The organism is Bradyrhizobium sp. WYCCWR15520 (assembly GCF_056174665.1).
Map to the genome: position 1 here is coordinate 117,409 of NZ_JBWBWM010000003.1, position 16,260 is coordinate 133,668.

Annotated in this window: 13 protein-coding genes; 12 read left to right on the forward strand and 1 reads right to left on the reverse strand. The window is 62.0% G+C overall.

What is annotated here, in order from left to right; translation table 11 throughout:
* Nucleotides 1-60: 60 nt before the first annotated feature.
* From AC0QUY_RS04270 to AC0QUY_RS04280, 3 genes are all read left to right on the forward strand, one after another.
* Entirely contained in the window at nt 61-1,113 is a 1,053-nt protein-coding gene (locus tag AC0QUY_RS04270) for a CobW family GTP-binding protein (protein ID WP_475385888.1), read from the forward strand.
* 288 nt (nt 1,114-1,401) lie between these two features.
* Nucleotides 1,402-2,169 carry an SDR family oxidoreductase gene (locus tag AC0QUY_RS04275; protein ID WP_475385889.1) on the forward strand — a complete coding sequence of 256 codons (768 nt, stop codon included), beginning with the start codon at nt 1,402-1,404 and terminating at the stop codon, nt 2,167-2,169.
* A 73-nt stretch (nt 2,170-2,242) separates the two neighbouring features.
* Nucleotides 2,243-3,274 (forward strand): L-idonate 5-dehydrogenase, encoded by a 1,032-nt coding sequence (locus AC0QUY_RS04280; protein ID WP_475385890.1) that lies wholly within the window; start codon nt 2,243-2,245, stop codon nt 3,272-3,274.
* Between the two features lie 20 nt (nt 3,275-3,294).
* Here AC0QUY_RS04280 and lipA read toward each other — a convergent pair whose 3' ends face one another.
* Nucleotides 3,295-4,263, reverse strand: a complete 969-nt coding sequence (gene lipA / locus AC0QUY_RS04285) for a lipoyl synthase (protein ID WP_475385891.1) — start codon at nt 4,261-4,263, stop codon at nt 3,295-3,297.
* Between the two features lie 542 nt (nt 4,264-4,805).
* On the opposite strand from lipA, the gene aceE reads away from it, so the two are divergent.
* The 9 genes from aceE to phaP all read left to right on the forward strand — a co-directional run bounded on the left by aceE (nt 4,806) and on the right by phaP (nt 16,234).
* A complete protein-coding gene (gene aceE, locus AC0QUY_RS04290; RefSeq protein WP_475385892.1) occupies nt 4,806-7,493 on the forward strand; it encodes a pyruvate dehydrogenase (acetyl-transferring), homodimeric type in 2,688 nt (895 codons plus the stop codon).
* A 24-nt stretch (nt 7,494-7,517) separates the two neighbouring features.
* A complete protein-coding gene (locus AC0QUY_RS04295; RefSeq protein ID WP_475385893.1) occupies nt 7,518-9,083 on the forward strand; it encodes a dihydrolipoyllysine-residue acetyltransferase in 1,566 nt (521 codons plus the stop codon).
* A 16-nt stretch (nt 9,084-9,099) separates the two neighbouring features.
* Entirely contained in the window at nt 9,100-10,851 is a 1,752-nt protein-coding gene (lpdA, locus tag AC0QUY_RS04300; RefSeq protein WP_475385894.1) for a dihydrolipoyl dehydrogenase, read from the forward strand.
* A 54-nt stretch (nt 10,852-10,905) separates the two neighbouring features.
* The gene (locus AC0QUY_RS04305) at nt 10,906-11,880 is read left to right on the forward strand and encodes a TAXI family TRAP transporter solute-binding subunit (protein WP_161856425.1); all 975 of its coding nucleotides are present in this window, start codon (nt 10,906-10,908) and stop codon (nt 11,878-11,880) included.
* A gap of 25 nt (nt 11,881-11,905) precedes the next feature.
* Nucleotides 11,906-13,276 (forward strand): dicarboxylate/amino acid:cation symporter, encoded by a 1,371-nt coding sequence (locus tag AC0QUY_RS04310; RefSeq protein ID WP_475385895.1) that lies wholly within the window; start codon nt 11,906-11,908, stop codon nt 13,274-13,276.
* A 44-nt stretch (nt 13,277-13,320) separates the two neighbouring features.
* Nucleotides 13,321-14,493, forward strand: a complete 1,173-nt coding sequence (locus AC0QUY_RS04315; RefSeq protein ID WP_161852204.1) for an acetyl-CoA C-acetyltransferase — start codon at nt 13,321-13,323, stop codon at nt 14,491-14,493.
* A gap of 126 nt (nt 14,494-14,619) precedes the next feature.
* Nucleotides 14,620-15,345, forward strand: coding sequence for an acetoacetyl-CoA reductase (gene phbB, locus AC0QUY_RS04320; protein WP_475385896.1), 726 nt, complete (start codon nt 14,620-14,622; stop codon nt 15,343-15,345).
* Between the two features lie 8 nt (nt 15,346-15,353).
* On the forward strand, nt 15,354-15,797 hold the full coding sequence (locus tag AC0QUY_RS04325; RefSeq protein WP_475385897.1) for an acyl-CoA thioesterase: 444 nt from the start codon (nt 15,354-15,356) through the stop codon (nt 15,795-15,797).
* An 11-nt stretch (nt 15,798-15,808) separates the two neighbouring features.
* Nucleotides 15,809-16,234, forward strand: coding sequence for a TIGR01841 family phasin (gene phaP / locus AC0QUY_RS04330; protein WP_475385898.1), 426 nt, complete (start codon nt 15,809-15,811; stop codon nt 16,232-16,234).
* Nucleotides 16,235-16,260 lie beyond the last annotated feature (26 nt).

Below are 16,260 nucleotides of genomic sequence, written 5' to 3' on the forward strand. Positions count from 1 at the left end.
TCCTCCTCCGCTAGGCTGTTGTCCAGCGACAAAAATAAGACGGTTGAGATGAGGGCGCCGATGAGCCTGTTCGAGAACGACAAGTCAGCCGAGCGGCTGCCGGTATCGCTGATCACCGGCTTTCTTGGCAGCGGCAAGACCACGCTGCTCAATCGGCTGCTGCGCCACGACGCCATGGGGGACAGCGCCGTCATCATTAACGAATACGGCGAAACCGCTCTCGACCATCTCCTGGTCGAGCGCATCGACGGCGAGGTGGCTGTGCTCGCGAGCGGTTGTATTTGCTGCACAATCCGCAGCGACCTCGAAGAGACGCTGCGCGCGCTCCTGGTGAAGCGCGACCGCGGCGAGGTGCCGCCATTTCGCCGTATTCTCATCGAGACCACAGGTCTGGCAGATCCTGCCCCGATCGTTCAGCTTCTTCTCAACAATCCATTGGTCTCGCATTTCCTGCGGCTCGATACAGTCGTGACGACAGTCGATGCGGTCAACGCCGTTCATCAGCTCGATCGTCAATACGAGGCGGTGAAACAGGTAGCGCTTGCAGACCGCCTGCTGATCACCAAGTCTGATTTGGTCAGCAACACTGCCGCATTGCATCAGCGTCTCGGCCGGCTCAATCCCGGCGCCAGGATCGAACGCGTAATGTATGGCGAGATCGATCCGGCGGCGCTATTCGGCGCCGGCCTGGTCGATCCCGAGAAGAAAGCGATCGACGTTGCGCGCTGGCTCAGCGAGCAGGCGTTCGCAGGATCCTGCGAGGCGGCGCACGAGCACACAGGTCACGACCATCACAGCCACGATGCATCGATCACCAGCTTCGTGCTTGCGTTCGACGAACCGCTCGACTGGATGGCCGTTTCGCGCTGGCTCGCATATCTTCGCAGTGCGCGCGGCGAGGACCTGCTGCGGGTCAAAGGGATTCTCAATCTTCTCGGGGAGCCGACGCCGATCGTGATCCACGGCGTGCACCATGTCTTCCATCCGCCGGTGGCGCTCCCCGCATGGCCCGATGCCGACCGCCGCTCTCGTATCGTGTTCATCACCCGCGGCATCGAGCGCCAAGAGGCGCTCGATCTGTGGGAGGCGGGCCGAGCGGCTGCCAGCGGTTAGCTACAGCGCGGCCGACGCAGTCAAAAGCTGATTGCAAGATCGTAGCCGTTTGATGCGACAAGCTACGGCCGCGCGGCGATCGATTTCACCAAGAAGCCCGCTTCAAGAGCCAGAGTCTGACGGAAGACTACTGCCGGTACGCCTGTAACCTCGGACGAACTGCCTTTTTGGCTTGAGCGCGGCGTGCGTTACTTCTATGTCCATTCCGATCCGTTCCTTCGCGTCTGTCTGGCAAATGTCAGAAAAATGCTCGGACGGTAATTCCATACGCATGGAGAAGGTCCGGCCGTGGCATTTGAACTTTTCAATCTGGCGGGCAAGCGCGCCCTCGTCACCGGATCGTCGCAAGGGATCGGGCTTGCGCTGGCGCGCGGGCTCGCCGAGCATGGTGCCTCTGTTGTCCTGAACGGACGCGATCGCGATAAGCTTGACACCGCGGTAGCGAGCCTGACGGCCGGCGGGCACAAGGTTGCCGTGGCCGCTTTCGACGTGACCGTCGCGGAGGCCGTTCGTGAAGGCGTTGCCAGCATCGAACAAACGGTCGGACCGATCGACATCCTCGTCAACAATGCCGGCATGCAGTTTCGCTCGCCGCTGGAGGATTTTCCGGCGGAGAAATGGGAGCTACTGCTCAGGACCAATGTCTCCAGTGCTTTCTACGTCGGTCAGGCCGTGGCGCGCCATATGATCCCGCGCGGAAAGGGCAAGATCATCAACATCGCTTCGGTGCAGAGCGAACTGGCTCGCCCCGGCATTGCGCCGTATACGGCGACCAAGGGCGCGATCAAGAACCTGACGCGCGGCATGTGCACCGACTGGGCGAAGTACGGCCTCCAGGTCAATGCGATCGCGCCGGGCTACTTCAAGACTCCCTTGAATCAGGCGCTGGTCGACGATCCCGCCTTTACGGCCTGGCTGGAAAAGCGGACGCCGGCCTCACGCTGGGGCAATGTGGACGAACTGATCAGCACCGCCGTCTTTTTGTCGGGAGATGCTTCGTCCTTCGTCAATGGGCATACGCTCTATGTCGATGGCGGCATCACCACCAGTCTGTGATCACGGATGCGCGGTTAAGGCGCGCGCTGTGCCGGCGCCGCAGTGATCGCGTCCATCGTCTGAGGAGAAAGCCATGAAAGCCGTCGTCATTCACGCCGCGCGCGATCTGCGGGTCGAGGAGCGCGAGCCGGAGAAAGTGGGGCCGGGTCAGGTCGAGGTCGCCATCGAGGCGGGCGGCATTTGCGGCTCCGATCTGCATTACTTCAACCACGGCGGTTTCGGCACGGTGCGGATTCGCGAGCCGATGATCCTGGGTCACGAGATCGCCGGCACGATCAAGGCGACCGGCGCCGGCGTATCCCGATTCGCGGTCGGCGACCGCGTGGCCATTTCGCCAAGCAGGCCCTGCAATGCCTGCCAGTTCTGTCTGCAGGGTTTGCAAAATCAGTGCCTCAACATGCGCTTCTATGGCAGCGCCATGCCGATGCCGCACATTCAAGGCGCATTTCGCCAGCGTCTCGTCGCCGAGGAATGGCAATGCCACCGGGTGGGCGAGGGCGTTTCGATCAACGAAGCCGCCTTTGCCGAGCCGTTTGCCGTTACCCTGCATGCGGTCGCTCGCGCAGGCTCGCTGCTGGGTAAACGCGTTCTCGTCACCGGCTGCGGTCCGATCGGCGCGCTGACCATCATTGCCGCGCGTGCGCACGGCGCGCGGGAAATCGTGGCGACCGACGTGATGGATGCGGTGTTGAAAAAGGCAGAGCAGATCGGAGCCGACAGCACCATCAATGTGGCGAAGGAGCCGGAGCGGCTGGGCGCCTTTGCTGCCAACAAGGGCTATTTCGACGTGCACTTCGAAGCATCAGGCAATGAGCGGGCGATCCGCTCGGGCCTCGATGTGTTGAAGCCGCGCGGCGTGCTGCTGCAGCTCGGGCTCGGCGGCGACATATCCATTCCCCAGAACACGGTGGTCGCCAAGGAGATCGAGGTCCGCGGTACCTTCAGGTTCCACGAAGAGTTCGGCTTGGCCGTCGACCTCATCAACCGGCGGGCCGTCGACATGAAGCCGCTGCTGACGGGTTGCTATGGGCTCGAGGAGGTGCAAACGGCCTTTGAGCTGGCAGGCGACCGCAGCCGGTCCATGAAGGTGCAGTTGAGCTTCTGACGGTTGGCCGCACCGGCCCGCTAGCCACGCCGGCGCTCGCGTAGTTTGCGGAAGTCGTCTCCGGCGTGGTGCGAGGAACGCGTCAGCGGCGTGGCCGACACCAGCAGAAAGCCCTTGGCGTAGGCGACCTTCTCATAGGCCTCGAATTCGTCAGGGGGCACGAAGCGCATGACAGCGTGGTGCTTGCGCGTGGGCTGGAGATACTGGCCGATGGTCAGGAAATCGACGTCGGCGGAACGAAGGTCGTCCATCAACTGCAGCACTTCGCTGCGCTCTTCGCCGAGGCCGGCCATGATCCCGGACTTGGTGAAGATCTGCGCGTCGAGTTCCTTCACGCGCTGCAGCAGCCGCACCGAATGGAAATAGCGCGCGCCAGGCCGCACCGTCAGATATTTCGACGGCACCGTCTCCAGATTGTGATTGAACACATCGGGTTTCGCCGCAACGACGGTTTCGAGCGCGCCCTTCTTGCGTAGAAAATCCGGAGTCAGGATTTCGACCGTCGTACCCGGGCTTGTCGCGCGGATGGCGGCAATCGTCGCAGCGAAATGCGCGGCACCGCCGTCGGCAAGGTCGTCACGATCGACCGAGGTGACGACGACATGTTCCAGTCCCAGCTTGGCCACCGCTTCGGCGACCTTGTTCGGCTCATCGGCGTCGAGCGGTCCGGGCAGGCCGGTGCGCACGTTGCAGAAAGCGCAGGCGCGCGTGCACGTATCGCCCATGATCATGAAGGTCGCGTGCTTCTTCGCCCAGCACTCGCCAATATTGGGACAACTGGCTTCCTCGCAGACGGTGACGAGTTTGTTCTCGCGCACGATGCGCTTCGTCGCGGCCCATTCGGCGGAGCCGGGTGCTTTCACGCGGATCCACGCAGGCTTGCTCTGTATGGGCGTGTCGGGGCGGTTGGCCTTTTCAGGGTGGCGTTGCCTCTCGGGCCGCATCTTCTCTCGCGGATCGTTATTGAGGAGGTCGAGCACGACAGTCATTTGGTCAGCCCTGTGAATGCACCGTCGCGGACATTCAGCTATCCAAGCGAACTTCGTCAATTCGATTCTTCGTCCTCTCATCAGCACCCCTCTCACGACCGGTCGCCGCGTTGTGTGGGCACTCTCGGTTCGTGCGCGCGCGGGCCGGTTTCCGATTTCGAGCCTTGCATTTGGAACCCGTCGCCACGCCTGTCCGACATTTCGGGTGATCCTTCCGGCCCGTTTTCCGGAGCTTCGGACAGATCCGGACCGATCGCATCGGAGGGCGCGACGGCTTGCATCGCAATCTCAAGCAAAATGAAAGGCATGCGCGCGATTGGCTGCGCATTGCGTGGTCTGGCACGAATGCTGCTTGGGTATGCAAAAGAAGCAAAAGCTCAAGAACAAACGATGCGAGGGGACGTTCAGATGCCAGCCAGTATTCAACTCATCACCTAGAGCGACAGGCAATATCGCCTGCGTAGCGTTGCGCTTCCGCACGCCCGCGGAACGCAATGAGCGTTGACGCTTGACTTCGGCTTGGCATGCAAAGGGAGAAGGTAATGAAGGTCGCGGACGCGCAAGATCTGGATCCGCAGGAAACCCGGGAGTGGCTGGATGCCTTGTCGGCAGTCCGGGGCCATCGCGGCAATGACCGGGCCGAGTTCGTCGTCAACGCGGTGCTGGACGCCGCACGGCGTGGCGGCCTTCAGGTAGAGCAGTCGCTGACGACGCCCTACTGCAACACGATCCCACCGGATCAGCAGCCGGCACTGCCGGGCGATCGCGCGATCGAGCACAAGCTTCGCTCGATCATCCGGTGGAACGCTCTTGCAATCGTTCTGCGCGCCAACAAGGAAAGCTCGGAGCTTGGCGGCCATATCGCGAGCTTTCAGTCGGCTGCCACGCTCTACGATATCGGCTACGGCCACTTCTGGCACGCGCCGACGGACAGCCACGGCGGCGATCTGATCTTCGTGCAGGGGCATTGCTCACCCGGCATCTATGCGCGTGCATTTCTCGAGGGACGGCTGAGCGAGGAGCAGCTTCTCAGCTTCAGGCAGGAGACCGGCGGCGAGGGCTTGTCGAGCTATCCGCACCCTTGGCTCATGCCGGATTTCTGGCAGTTCCCGACGGTGTCGATGGGACTGGGGCCCTTGATGGCGATCTATCAGGCCCGGTTCCTGAAGTATCTCCAGAACCACAAGCTGGCCGAGACATCGAATCGGAAGGTCTGGGCCTTCATGGGCGACGGCGAAACGGACGAGCCGGAATCGCTCGGCGCGATTTCGCTCGCCGGCCGCGAAAATCTCGACAATCTGATCTTCGTCATCAACTGCAACCTCCAGCGGCTCGACGGGCCCGTCCGTGGCAACGGCAAGATCGTCCAGGAGCTCGAGAGTGTTTTCCGCGGCGCCGGCTGGAACGTCATCAAGGTGCTGTGGGGCTCGGGCTGGGATCGCCTGCTCGAAAAGGACACGAGCGGATTGCTGCTGAAGCGCATGGAGGAGTGCGTCGACGGCGAATACCAGGATTTCAAGAGCAAGAGCGGCGCCTATATCCGCGAGCACTTCTTCGGCAAGTACGATGAACTGAAACAGCTTGTCGCCGACATGAGCGACGATGAGATCTGGAAGCTCGCGCGCGGCGGCCACGATCCGGAAAAAGTCTTTGCGGCCTACGCAGCAGCGGTAAACCACAAGGGCCAGCCGACGGTGATCCTGCCGAAAACCGTCAAGGGCTACGGCATGGGCGAATCCGGCGAAGGCCAGATGATCGCGCATCAGGCCAAGAAGATGACGCAGGACGCGCTGCGCGGCTTCCGCGACCGCTTCCAGGTGCCGGTTGCCGACAATGATCTGGCGAAGGTCCCTTTCCTCCGTCTGCCGGAAGACAGCCCGGAGATGAAGTATTTCCGCGCACAGCGCGAAAAGCTCGGCGGCAGCCTGCCGCAGCGCCGGCGCAAGTCTGCCTCCTTGCAAATTCCGCCGCTGTCGACGTTCCAGCGGCTGCTCGACGCTACGGGCGACCGTGAAATCTCGACCACGATGGCCTTCGTGCAGATGCTCGGCACCCTCGTGCGCGACAAGGCGATCGGCAAGCACATCGTGCCGATCGTTCCCGATGAATCGCGCACCTTCGGCATGGAGGGCATGTTCCGCCAGCTCGGCATCTATTCGTCGGTCGGCCAGCTCTACCGGCCGCAGGATGCCGATCAGCTGATGTACTACCGCGAGGACAAGAGCGGGCAGGTTCTGCAGGAAGGCATCAACGAAGGCGGCGCCATGTCGAGCTGGATCGTCGCCGCGACGTCCTACAGCACGAACAACGTGCCGATGATTCCGTTCTATATCTACTATTCGATGTTCGGTCTGCAGCGCGTCGGAGACCTCGCCTGGCTCGCCGGCGACATGCGTGCACGCGGGTTCCTGCTCGGCGGTACCGCCGGGCGCACCACGCTCAACGGCGAAGGGCTGCAGCATGAGGACGGCCACAGCCACGTCCTCGCCAGCACTATCCCGAACTGCATCTCCTACGATCCGACCTTTGCCTATGAGGTCGTGACGATCGTCCGCGAAGGCATGCGCCGCATGTATGAGGCGCAGGAGGATGTCTACTACTACATCACCCTGATGAACGAGAACTATCCGCATCCCTCGCTCGCCGACGCTGGCAAGGGGGCGGAGGAGGGAATTCTCAAGGGGCTCTATCTCCTGAAGAGCGGCGGCGAGACGCCGAAGAAGGGCCTTCGCGTCCAGCTCGTCGGTTCGGGAACGATCCTGCGCGAAGTGATCGCGGCCGCCGATCTGCTGAAGGCGGACTTCGGCGTCACCGCTGATGTCTGGAGCGCGACCAGCTTCAACGAATTGCGCCGTGACGGTATGGCGTCGGAGCGCTGGAACCTGCTGCATCCGACCGAGCCGCGCCGCAAGAGCTGGGTGGAGACGCAGCTCGAGGGACATCCCGGGCCCGTCGTGGCCTCCACCGACTACATGCGCAACTACCCCGATCAGATTCGGGAATATGTGCAAGCGGCCGGGCGTCGATACGTCGTACTCGGCACGGACGGTTTTGGCCGCAGCGACTATCGCGTGAAGCTGCGAAAATTCTTCGAGGTCGACCGGCATTACGTCGCCGTCGCTGCGCTCAAGGCGCTCGCCGACGACGGAGCGATCAAGCCGGCAGTCGTGGCCGAAGCCATCGCCAAATACAAAATCGACGCCGGGCGTGCTGCGCCCTGGACCGTGTGAGCCAGCGGAGCCGAGGACAGAGCGATGAGTGGTCTGATCGACATCAAGGTTCCCGACATCGGTGACTTCAAGGACGTCCCGGTAATCGAGGTCTTCGTCAAGCCGGGCGACAGGGTGAAGGCCGAGGAGCCGCTGGTTGCGCTGGAGTCCGACAAGGCGACCATGGAGGTGCCGTCGCCGCGCGATGGCGTGGTGAAGTCGGTGATCGCCAAGGTTGGCGACAAGGTAAGCGAAGGGGCTGTGATCGTGCAGTTCGAGGGCGCCGGCGCGGAGCAGGCCGAGGCTCGCCCTGTCGTCAGCGCTCCGCCGTCGCCGGTCAGCGCACCGGCTGGAGTCGCCGAGGTGCGCGTCCCCGATATCGGCGACTTCAAGGACGTTCCGGTCATCGAAATCTTCGTCAAAGCCGGCGATAGCGTGAAAGCGGAGGATGCGCTGATCGCGCTCGAGTCGGACAAGGCGACGATGGAAGTGCCGGCGCCTCTCTCGGGCACCGTGCGCGAGATCAAGGTCAAGACCGGCGACAAGGTCAGCGAGGGCTCGATCATCCTGTCGCTCGCAACTGGGGCAGCACCTTTGCAGGCCGACATCCCTCCCGTGTCACCGCCTGCGTCCTCGTCGGCCACCGCCGCTGGAACGGCGGTGGTCGGCGCCTTTGACGAAAAAAGCTTCGCTCTCGCCTATGCCGGTCCGGCCGTGCGCAAGCTGGCGCGCGAACTGGGCGTCGATCTCGGCAAGGTCAAGGGCTCGGGGAATCACGGCCGTATTCTGCGCGAAGACGTCGAGGCCTTCGGCAAGGGCGGCGCGGCGCCGGCCAAGCCGCAAGCAGCGACCGCAAGCGGAGGCGGCGTTGGCGGCATCGACCTTCTACCCTGGCCCAAGGTCGATTTCGCAAAATTCGGGCCGGTCGAGCGCAAGGAGCTCGGCCGCATCAAGAAGATTTCCGCGGCCAATCTGCACCGCAACTGGGTTGTCATCCCGCACGTCACGACCCACGACGAGGCCGATATCACCGATCTCGAACAGTTCCGGGTGCAGATGAACAAGGAGCTGGAGAAGAGCGGCGTAAAGCTCTCGCTGCTGCCGTTCATGGTCAAGGCCGCTGTCGCGACGCTGCAAAAATTCCCGGAATTCAATGCGAGCCTCGATGGCGACGCGCTCGTCTACAAGAACTACTGGCACATCGGCTTTGCCGCTGATACGCCGAATGGCCTGATGGTGCCTGTCATCCGCGATGCCGACAAGAAATCGGTGCCGGAAATCGCCAAGGAGATGAACGCCCTCGCCAAGCTCGCGCGCGAAGGCAAGATCAAGCCCGACCAGATGCAGGGCGGGACTTTCTCGATCTCCTCGCTCGGCGGCATCGGTGGCATCTATTTCACGCCGATCATCAACGCGCCCGAGGTCGCGATCATGGGCGTCTGCAAGGGCTACTGGAAGCAGCACTCCTCCGACGGCAAGACATCGGACTGGCGGCTGACGCTACCGCTGTCGCTGTCCTGGGATCACCGCGTCATCGACGGCGCCGCGGCGGCGCGCTTCAACGTCTACTTCGCCAGCGTGCTCGCCGATTTGCGGCGCGTGCTGTTCTGAGATCGGGGGAAGCAGCATGGCTCAGCAGATCGAAGTGAAGGTCCCCGATATCGGCGACTTCAAGGACGTTGCGGTGATCGAGGTCATGGTGAAGCCCGGCGAGACCGTCGCGGTCGACACCAGCCTCATCATGGTGGAATCCGACAAGGCGTCGATGGAGATTCCGTCCTCGCATGCCGGCGTCGTCAAGGAGGTCAGGGTCAAGGTCGACGACAAGGTGAGCGAAGGTTCGACAATCCTCGTGCTGGAGGCGGAGAGCGCGGCGGCCGTGCCGAAGCCCGCACCAGCAGCGCAGCCGGCGGCGACCACCAGCCCGCCGCCGGCTGCACCTTCCGCCGCGTCCTATTCTGGCAAGGCGGATATCGAATGCGACATGGTGGTGCTGGGCGCCGGTCCCGGCGGCTACTCGGCCGCCTTCCGCGCCGCCGATCTCGGCATGAAGACCGTGCTGGTCGAGCGTTACGATACGCTCGGAGGCGTGTGTCTCAATGTCGGCTGTATCCCGAGCAAGGCGCTGCTGCATACGGCGTCCGTGATCGACGAGGTCAGGCACCTCCCTGACCATGGCATTTCTTTTGGAGCACCGCAGATCGAGCTTGGCAAGCTGCGCGCGTTCAAGGACGGCGTGATCAAGAAGCTGACGGGCGGCCTTGCCGGCATGGCGAAGGCACGCAAGGTCGAGGTTGCGACCGGCGTCGGCGCCTTCCTCGACCCGCATCATCTCGAGATTGTCTCGGCCGGAGGAAAGAAGACGGTCAAGTTCGCCAACGCCATCATCGCTGCCGGCAGCCAAGCCGTGAAACTGCCGTTTCTGCCTGAGGACCCGCGCATCGTCGATTCGACCGGCGCGCTGGAGCTGAAATCGATCCCTAAGCGCATGCTGGTGATCGGCGGCGGCATCATCGGACTCGAAATGGCGACGGTCTATTCGACGCTCGGCGCGCGCATCGACGTTGTCGAAATGCTCGACGGCCTGATGCAGGGGGCCGACCGTGACCTGGTCAAGGTCTGGGAGAAGATGAACGCGGGCCGTTTCGAGAAGGTCATGCTGAAGACCAGGACGGTGGGCGCGAAGGCGACCGAGGCCGGGATCGAGGTGAGCTTCGAGGGCGAGCAGGCGCCCGCCGGATCGCAGGTCTACGACCTCGTTCTCGTGTCGGTCGGCCGCAGCCCGAACGGCAAGAAGATCGGCGCTGAAAAGGCCGGAATCGCGGTGACCGAGCGCGGCTTCATCGATGTCGACAAGCAGATGCGCACCAACGTGGCGCACATCTTCGCGATCGGAGACATCATCGGGCAACCCATGCTGGCGCACAAGGCCGTGCATGAAGCCCACGTGGCCGCTGAAGTCGCCCACGGCGAAAAGTCGTATTTCGACGCGCGACAGATTCCCTCCGTCGCCTACACCGATCCCGAAGTTGCCTGGGCCGGCAGGACCGAGGAACAATGCAAGGCCGAGGGCATCAAGTTCGGCAAGGCGGTCTTTCCATGGGCGGCCTCCGGTCGCGCCATCGCCAATGGTCGCGACGAGGGTTTTACCAAGCTGCTGTTCGACACCACGACACACCGCGTCATCGGCGGCGGCATCGTCGGCACGCATGCCGGCGACCTGATCAGCGAAATCTGCCTTGCGATCGAGATGGGCTGCGAGCCGGCCGATATCGGCAAGACCATTCACCCGCATCCGACGCTTGGAGAGTCCATCGGCATGGCGGCCGAAGTGTTCGAGGGTCATTGCACGGACCTGCCGCCGCAGAAGAAAAAGTGACTGTGAAGTAGAACGGCGTACAGTCAGGGCGCGGTTGAAATGAAGGAGACAGTCATGGCTTCAAGAACGTGGCGAGTTCTTATCCTTCTCGCATTTGTTCTGCTTTCGCCCAAATTGGCGTCGGCGCGGGAGGCGCATTGGCCCCAAGTGCTTACGCTCGGCACCGCGTCGGAAGGCGGCACTTATTACGTCTATGGCGAAGGGCTGGCTCGATTGCTCTCGCAAGAACTCGGCATCGCGGTGGTGGCGCGACCAACTGGCGGCCCGGTCGATAATATCAAGCTGCTTGAGACCGGTGAAATTCAGCTGGCCTTCGTCACACAAGGCGTGGCGCTGCAAGCCTGGAACGCCAACGCTGCCTGGACCGATGGGCGGCAGTACCGGAACATGCGCGCCATGTTCGCGATGTACGATACGCCGTTTCAGTTTCAGGTGCTCAGTGACTCGCCGATTCAATCGTTTGCCGAGTTCGCCGGCAAACGTATCGGTGTCGGCCCCGAGGGCGGCACCACTGCTGCCTACTTTCCCGAGTTCCTCAAGGCGCTGAAACTCGAGGCCACCCTGGTTCACGGCGATTGGGCGGAGCTCGCGGAGAAGTCGGTGGCGCGAAGCATCGACGCGCTCGCGGTGGGCGCCGGCGTGCCGGCTCCGATGCTTATCGACATCGAGCGAAAGGCGAAGGTGCGCTACCTGCCTCTCACGCGACAGGAGATCGCAACGCTGCGCCTGACGATGCCGGAACTCTCGGCATCCGTTGTCGCGGCAGGTACGTACCCTACCTTGCGGCGCCGTTACGACACGGTCGGCCTGTTCAATTTTGCCGTCGCGCACAAGGATTTGCCGGACGATCTGGTCACAGCCATCGTCAACACAGTGTTCGCCAATAACGATCGGATGATCGAATTTCATCCGGCGGCGGCGGAAACGATCCCCTCGAACATCACGCGCAACAATTTCATCCCGCTGCATGGCGGCGCGGTCAGTTGGTATCGCAGCAGGCTTACGCCCGGAGTTGTGAATGCGGACTGAGAAAAAACTTAGGGAGGAATGAGATATGGCAACAGCGGCAGCAACGACAGGCGGTCACCATTCCGTAAAATGGTATCAGCACCTCTATGTGCAGGTTTTGGCTGCAATCACGGCCGGCATATTACTGGGCCATTTTTATCCTCAGCTTGGCGAGCAGATGAAGCCGCTTGGCGATGCGTTTATCAAATGCATCAAGATGATTATCGCCCCGATCATCTTCTTCACGGTTGTGCATGGTATCGCCAGCATGCGCGACATGAAGAAGGTCGGACGTGTTGGTTTGAAGGCACTGATCTATTTCGAAGTGCTGACGACGGCTGCGCTGATCATCGGGCTTATCGTTATCAATTTGTGGAAGCCTGGCGTCGGCATGAACGTCGATCTGTCGACCGTTGACACAAAATCGATCGCGGCCTTCACCGCAAAAGCGAAGGACCAGGGCACGGTCCAGTTCCTGATGGACATTATCCCGTCGACAGTCGTCGGCGCTTTTGCCCAAGGCGAAATCCTGCAGGTGCTGTTCTTTGCGATCCTGTTTGCATTTGGATTGCAAGCTCTCGGTCAACACGGTGAGGGCGTGCTGAGGCTGATTGATGTGGTGAGCCACGTGTTCTTCAAGATCGTGGGCTACATCATGAAAGTTGCGCCGATCGGAGCGTTCGGTGCAATGGCGTTCACAATCGGCAAGTATGGCGTGGCGACGCTGGTTTCGTTGGCAAACTTCATGCTGGCGTTCTACGTAACGTGCTTGTTGTTCGTCTTCGTCGTGCTCGGCGCCGTTGCCGCCCTTAGCGGCTTTTCGATCTTCAAGTTCATCCGTTATATCAAGGAAGAACTCCTGATCGTGCTTGGCACGTCGTCGTCGGAATCGGTACTGCCGCGTATGATCGCCAAGACTGAAAATCTTGGCTGCGAAAAGTCGGTTGTCGGCCTGGTCATTCCTACCGGCTATTCGTTCAACCTCGATGGCACTTGTATTTACCTGACAATGGCCGCGATCTTCCTGGCGCAGGCGACCAATACGCCCCTAACGATCTGGCAAGAGCTCGGCATCATTGGCGTTCTGCTCCTTACATCCAAGGGCGCCGCTGGTGTCACGGGGTCCGGCTTCATCGTCCTGGCCGCAACACTTGCATCCGTCGGGACGATTCCGGTCGCGAGCATCGCCTTGATCCTTGGCATTGACCGCTTCATGTCGGAGGCGCGCGCGCTCACCAACCTCATCGGAAATGGCGTTGCGACAGTCGTTGTCGCCAAATGGGAAGGGGCGCTCGATGAAAGAATGCTCCATCAACGTCTGAACCAGGAGAGCGATGTCGAAGCTGATGATCCGGAGTCCGTAAAGATTGCGGATGACGAGATAGAGGCAGGTGCGCCCCGGCCGGTCGTCGCCTGACCTTGAAAACGGAAGCGCAAGGAAAGCTAAACGAGGAGTTGATCATGACTGAAGTAGTAATTGTGTCTGCCGCGCGGACGCCGGTTGGCTCCTTCAACGGGGCATTCGGATCGCTGACCGCGCATGAACTTGGGGCTGTGGCGATCAAGGGGGCGCTCGAGCGCGCCAAAGTCTCGCCGGAAGAAGTCGATGAAGTGATCCTTGGCCAGGTCCTTGCCGGCGGCGAGGGACAAAATCCGGCGCGGCAGGCTGCGATGGCGGCCGGCATTCCGCAGGAGAAGACGGCGTGGGGCATGAACCAGCTCTGCGGTTCTGGCCTGCGGTCGGTGGCCCTCGGCCTGCAGCAGATCGCCAACGGCGATGCGAAAGTCATCGTCGCCGGCGGCATGGAGTCGATGTCGATGGCGCCGCATCTGTCGCACATGCGGAACGGCACCAAGATGGGGGATACCAAGTTCATCGACTCCATGCTGAAGGACGGCCTGCTGGATGCGTTCCACGGCTATCACATGGGAGTCACGGCGGAGAACATCGCCGCCAAATGGCAGATCACCCGGGAAGAGCAGGATGCGTTTGCCACCAGCTCGCAGAACAAGGCCGAGGACGCGCAGAAGGCCGGCAGGTTCAAGGACGAGATCGTTCCCGTTACCGTCAAGACCAGAAAGGGCGACGTCATCGTCGACCAGGATGAGTATATCCGCCCCGGCACGACACTGGACGCGCTGGCAAAGCTGAAGCCCGCCTTTAACAAGGAAGGCTCGGTGACCGCCGGCAACGCCTCTGGTCTCAACGACGGCGCGGCTGCGATGGTGTTGATGAGCGCTGACGAGGCCAGCAAGCGTGGTCTCACGCCGCTTGCCAGGATCGTGTCCTGGGCGACCGCGGGCGTCGATCCCGCGGTGATGGGGTCGGGTCCAATTCCGGCGTCGCGCAAGGCGCTCGAAAAGGCCGGCTGGAAGGTCAAAGACCTCGATCTCGTCGAGGCCAACGAAGCCTTCGCGGCGCAAGCGATCGCCGTCAACAAGGACATGGGCTGGGATCCCTCGATCGTGAACGTGAACGGCGGCGCCATTGCCATCGGCCATCCGATCGGTGCGTCCGGCGCGCGCGTTCTGACGACGCTTCTGTTCGAGATGCAGAAGCGCGGCGCGAAAAAGGGCCTCGCCACGCTGTGCATTGGCGGCGGCATGGGCGTCGCCCTGACAGTCGAGCGCTAGACGAGCAGAGCGGTTCGGGCGTTGTGACCGGCGCCAGATGCGGACGGCACCAGGCGTCCGCGAACGACAACGGCTCCCCAAGAGCCGGCCAATACAAGATCAACCGATCAAGATCAGGAGGAGACGATGTCCAGAGTTGCGGTGGTGACCGGCGGAACGCGAGGCATAGGTGAGGCGATCTCGATTGCGCTCAAGGCGGCCGGCTACAAAGTAGCTGCAAGCTATGCCGGCAATGACGAAGCGGCCGCGAAGTTCAAGAGCGAGACCGGCATCAATGCCTACAAATGGGACGTGTCGAGCTATGACGCCTGCGTCGCAGGGCTAAAGCAGGTAGAGGCTGATCTCGGCCCCGTGGAGGTGCTGGTCAACAATGCCGGCATCACCAAGGACGGCATGTTCCACAAGATGACGCCGGACCAATGGTACGCGGTCATCAACACCAACCTGAACTCGCTGTTCAACATGACGAGGCCGGTGTGGGAAGGAATGCGTGAGCGCAAGTTCGGCCGCGTGATCTGTATCTCCTCGATCAACGGCCAGAAGGGTCAGATGGGCCAGGTCAACTACTCCGCCGCCAAGGCGGGCGACATGGGCTTCGTGAAGGCGCTGGCCCAGGAGGGAGCTCGCTCCGGCATTACCGTCAACACGTTCTGCCCCGGTTATATCGCGACCGAGATGGTCAAGGCGATCAACCCGGAAGTCGTGGCCAAGAACATCCTTCCCCAGATCCCGGTCGGTCGTCTGGGCGAACCGCACGAGATCGCGCGCACCGTCGTGTTCCTGGCATCTGATGATGCCGGTTTCATCACGGGCTCGACGATATCCGCAAACGGCGGCCAGAGCATGGTCTGAGCCCCGCCATGTCGATGCAGCCACGAGGGGATCTGACGACACGAACGCTCGCCATGCCTGCGGATGCGAATCCGAGCGGTGACATTTTTGGCGGCTGGGTGCTTTCGCAGATGGATATCGCGGGTGGCATCCATGCAGGCCAGCGTGCGCAGGGGCGCGTCGCGACGGTCGCGATCGAGGCGATGCATTTCATCAAGCCGGTGCACGTCGGCGATGTTCTCTGCGTCTATGCCGCGGCCGAACGTGTCGGGCGTACGTCGGTGGCGATTCGCCTGGAGGCCTGGGCGCTGCGCAGCCGGTTAGGGGACCGTGTCAAGGTGACGGAGGGTATCTTTACATTCGTCGCGCTCGACGGCGAGGGACGTCCAGCGCCGATCACGCCTGAACGACAAGAGGAAGCATCTCGACCGTCAACGCCGCTTCAAACCCGGGACTGCACCAACAACCGATGAAGGAGAGGGAAATGTCCGACAACAAATCGAAGACAAACGACGCCGACTGGGGCTTTGCGGGGTTCGATTTCGCCAAGCTGGTCGAGTCTTGCCAGATCAGCGGTGTCGACATGATGGCGTTGATCGACACGGAGAAGAAGAACATCGACGCGCTCATCGAAGTCAACCGCTCGGCATATGACAGCTGGCGAAACCTGATGACCCGGCAGGCCGAGGTTTTTCAGGAAACCATGAAAGCGATCGTTGCCGAGGCAAGCGACGAATCTGTCGCGGGACGGCGCACTGAATTGGCCAGGCAGGGATTCGAGAAGGCTCTGGCCAACATGCGCCAGCTTGCCGAGACGGCGGCCGAGTCCCAGAAGCAAACGATGGAAATATTGCACCGGCGTTTCGAGGACGGCATGGCGCCCATGCGCAATGCCGGGCGGAGACCGTGAGGTCCTTCAAAGCAGGAGAGAGGTCG

Excerpts from the sequence above, each read along its gene's own strand:
- lpdA (WP_475385894.1), top strand. The coding sequence starts at position 9,100 with ATGGCTCAGCAGATCGAAGTGAAGGTCCCCGATATCGGCGACTTCAAG.
- AC0QUY_RS04305 (WP_161856425.1), top strand. The coding sequence starts at position 10,906 with ATGGCTTCAAGAACGTGGCGAGTTCTTATCCTTCTCGCATTTGTTCTG.
- lipA (WP_475385891.1), bottom strand. The coding sequence starts at position 4,263 with ATGACTGTCGTGCTCGACCTCCTCAATAACGATCCGCGAGAGAAGATG.
- phbB (WP_475385896.1), top strand. The coding sequence starts at position 14,620 with ATGTCCAGAGTTGCGGTGGTGACCGGCGGAACGCGAGGCATAGGTGAG.
- aceE (WP_475385892.1), top strand. The coding sequence starts at position 4,806 with ATGAAGGTCGCGGACGCGCAAGATCTGGATCCGCAGGAAACCCGGGAG.
- AC0QUY_RS04310 (WP_475385895.1), top strand. The coding sequence starts at position 11,906 with ATGGCAACAGCGGCAGCAACGACAGGCGGTCACCATTCCGTAAAATGG.
- AC0QUY_RS04270 (WP_475385888.1), top strand. The coding sequence starts at position 61 with ATGAGCCTGTTCGAGAACGACAAGTCAGCCGAGCGGCTGCCGGTATCG.
- phaP (WP_475385898.1), top strand. The coding sequence starts at position 15,809 with ATGTCCGACAACAAATCGAAGACAAACGACGCCGACTGGGGCTTTGCG.
- AC0QUY_RS04295 (WP_475385893.1), top strand. The coding sequence starts at position 7,518 with ATGAGTGGTCTGATCGACATCAAGGTTCCCGACATCGGTGACTTCAAG.
- AC0QUY_RS04280 (WP_475385890.1), top strand. The coding sequence starts at position 2,243 with ATGAAAGCCGTCGTCATTCACGCCGCGCGCGATCTGCGGGTCGAGGAG.
- AC0QUY_RS04315 (WP_161852204.1), top strand. The coding sequence starts at position 13,321 with ATGACTGAAGTAGTAATTGTGTCTGCCGCGCGGACGCCGGTTGGCTCC.
- AC0QUY_RS04325 (WP_475385897.1), top strand. The coding sequence starts at position 15,354 with ATGTCGATGCAGCCACGAGGGGATCTGACGACACGAACGCTCGCCATG.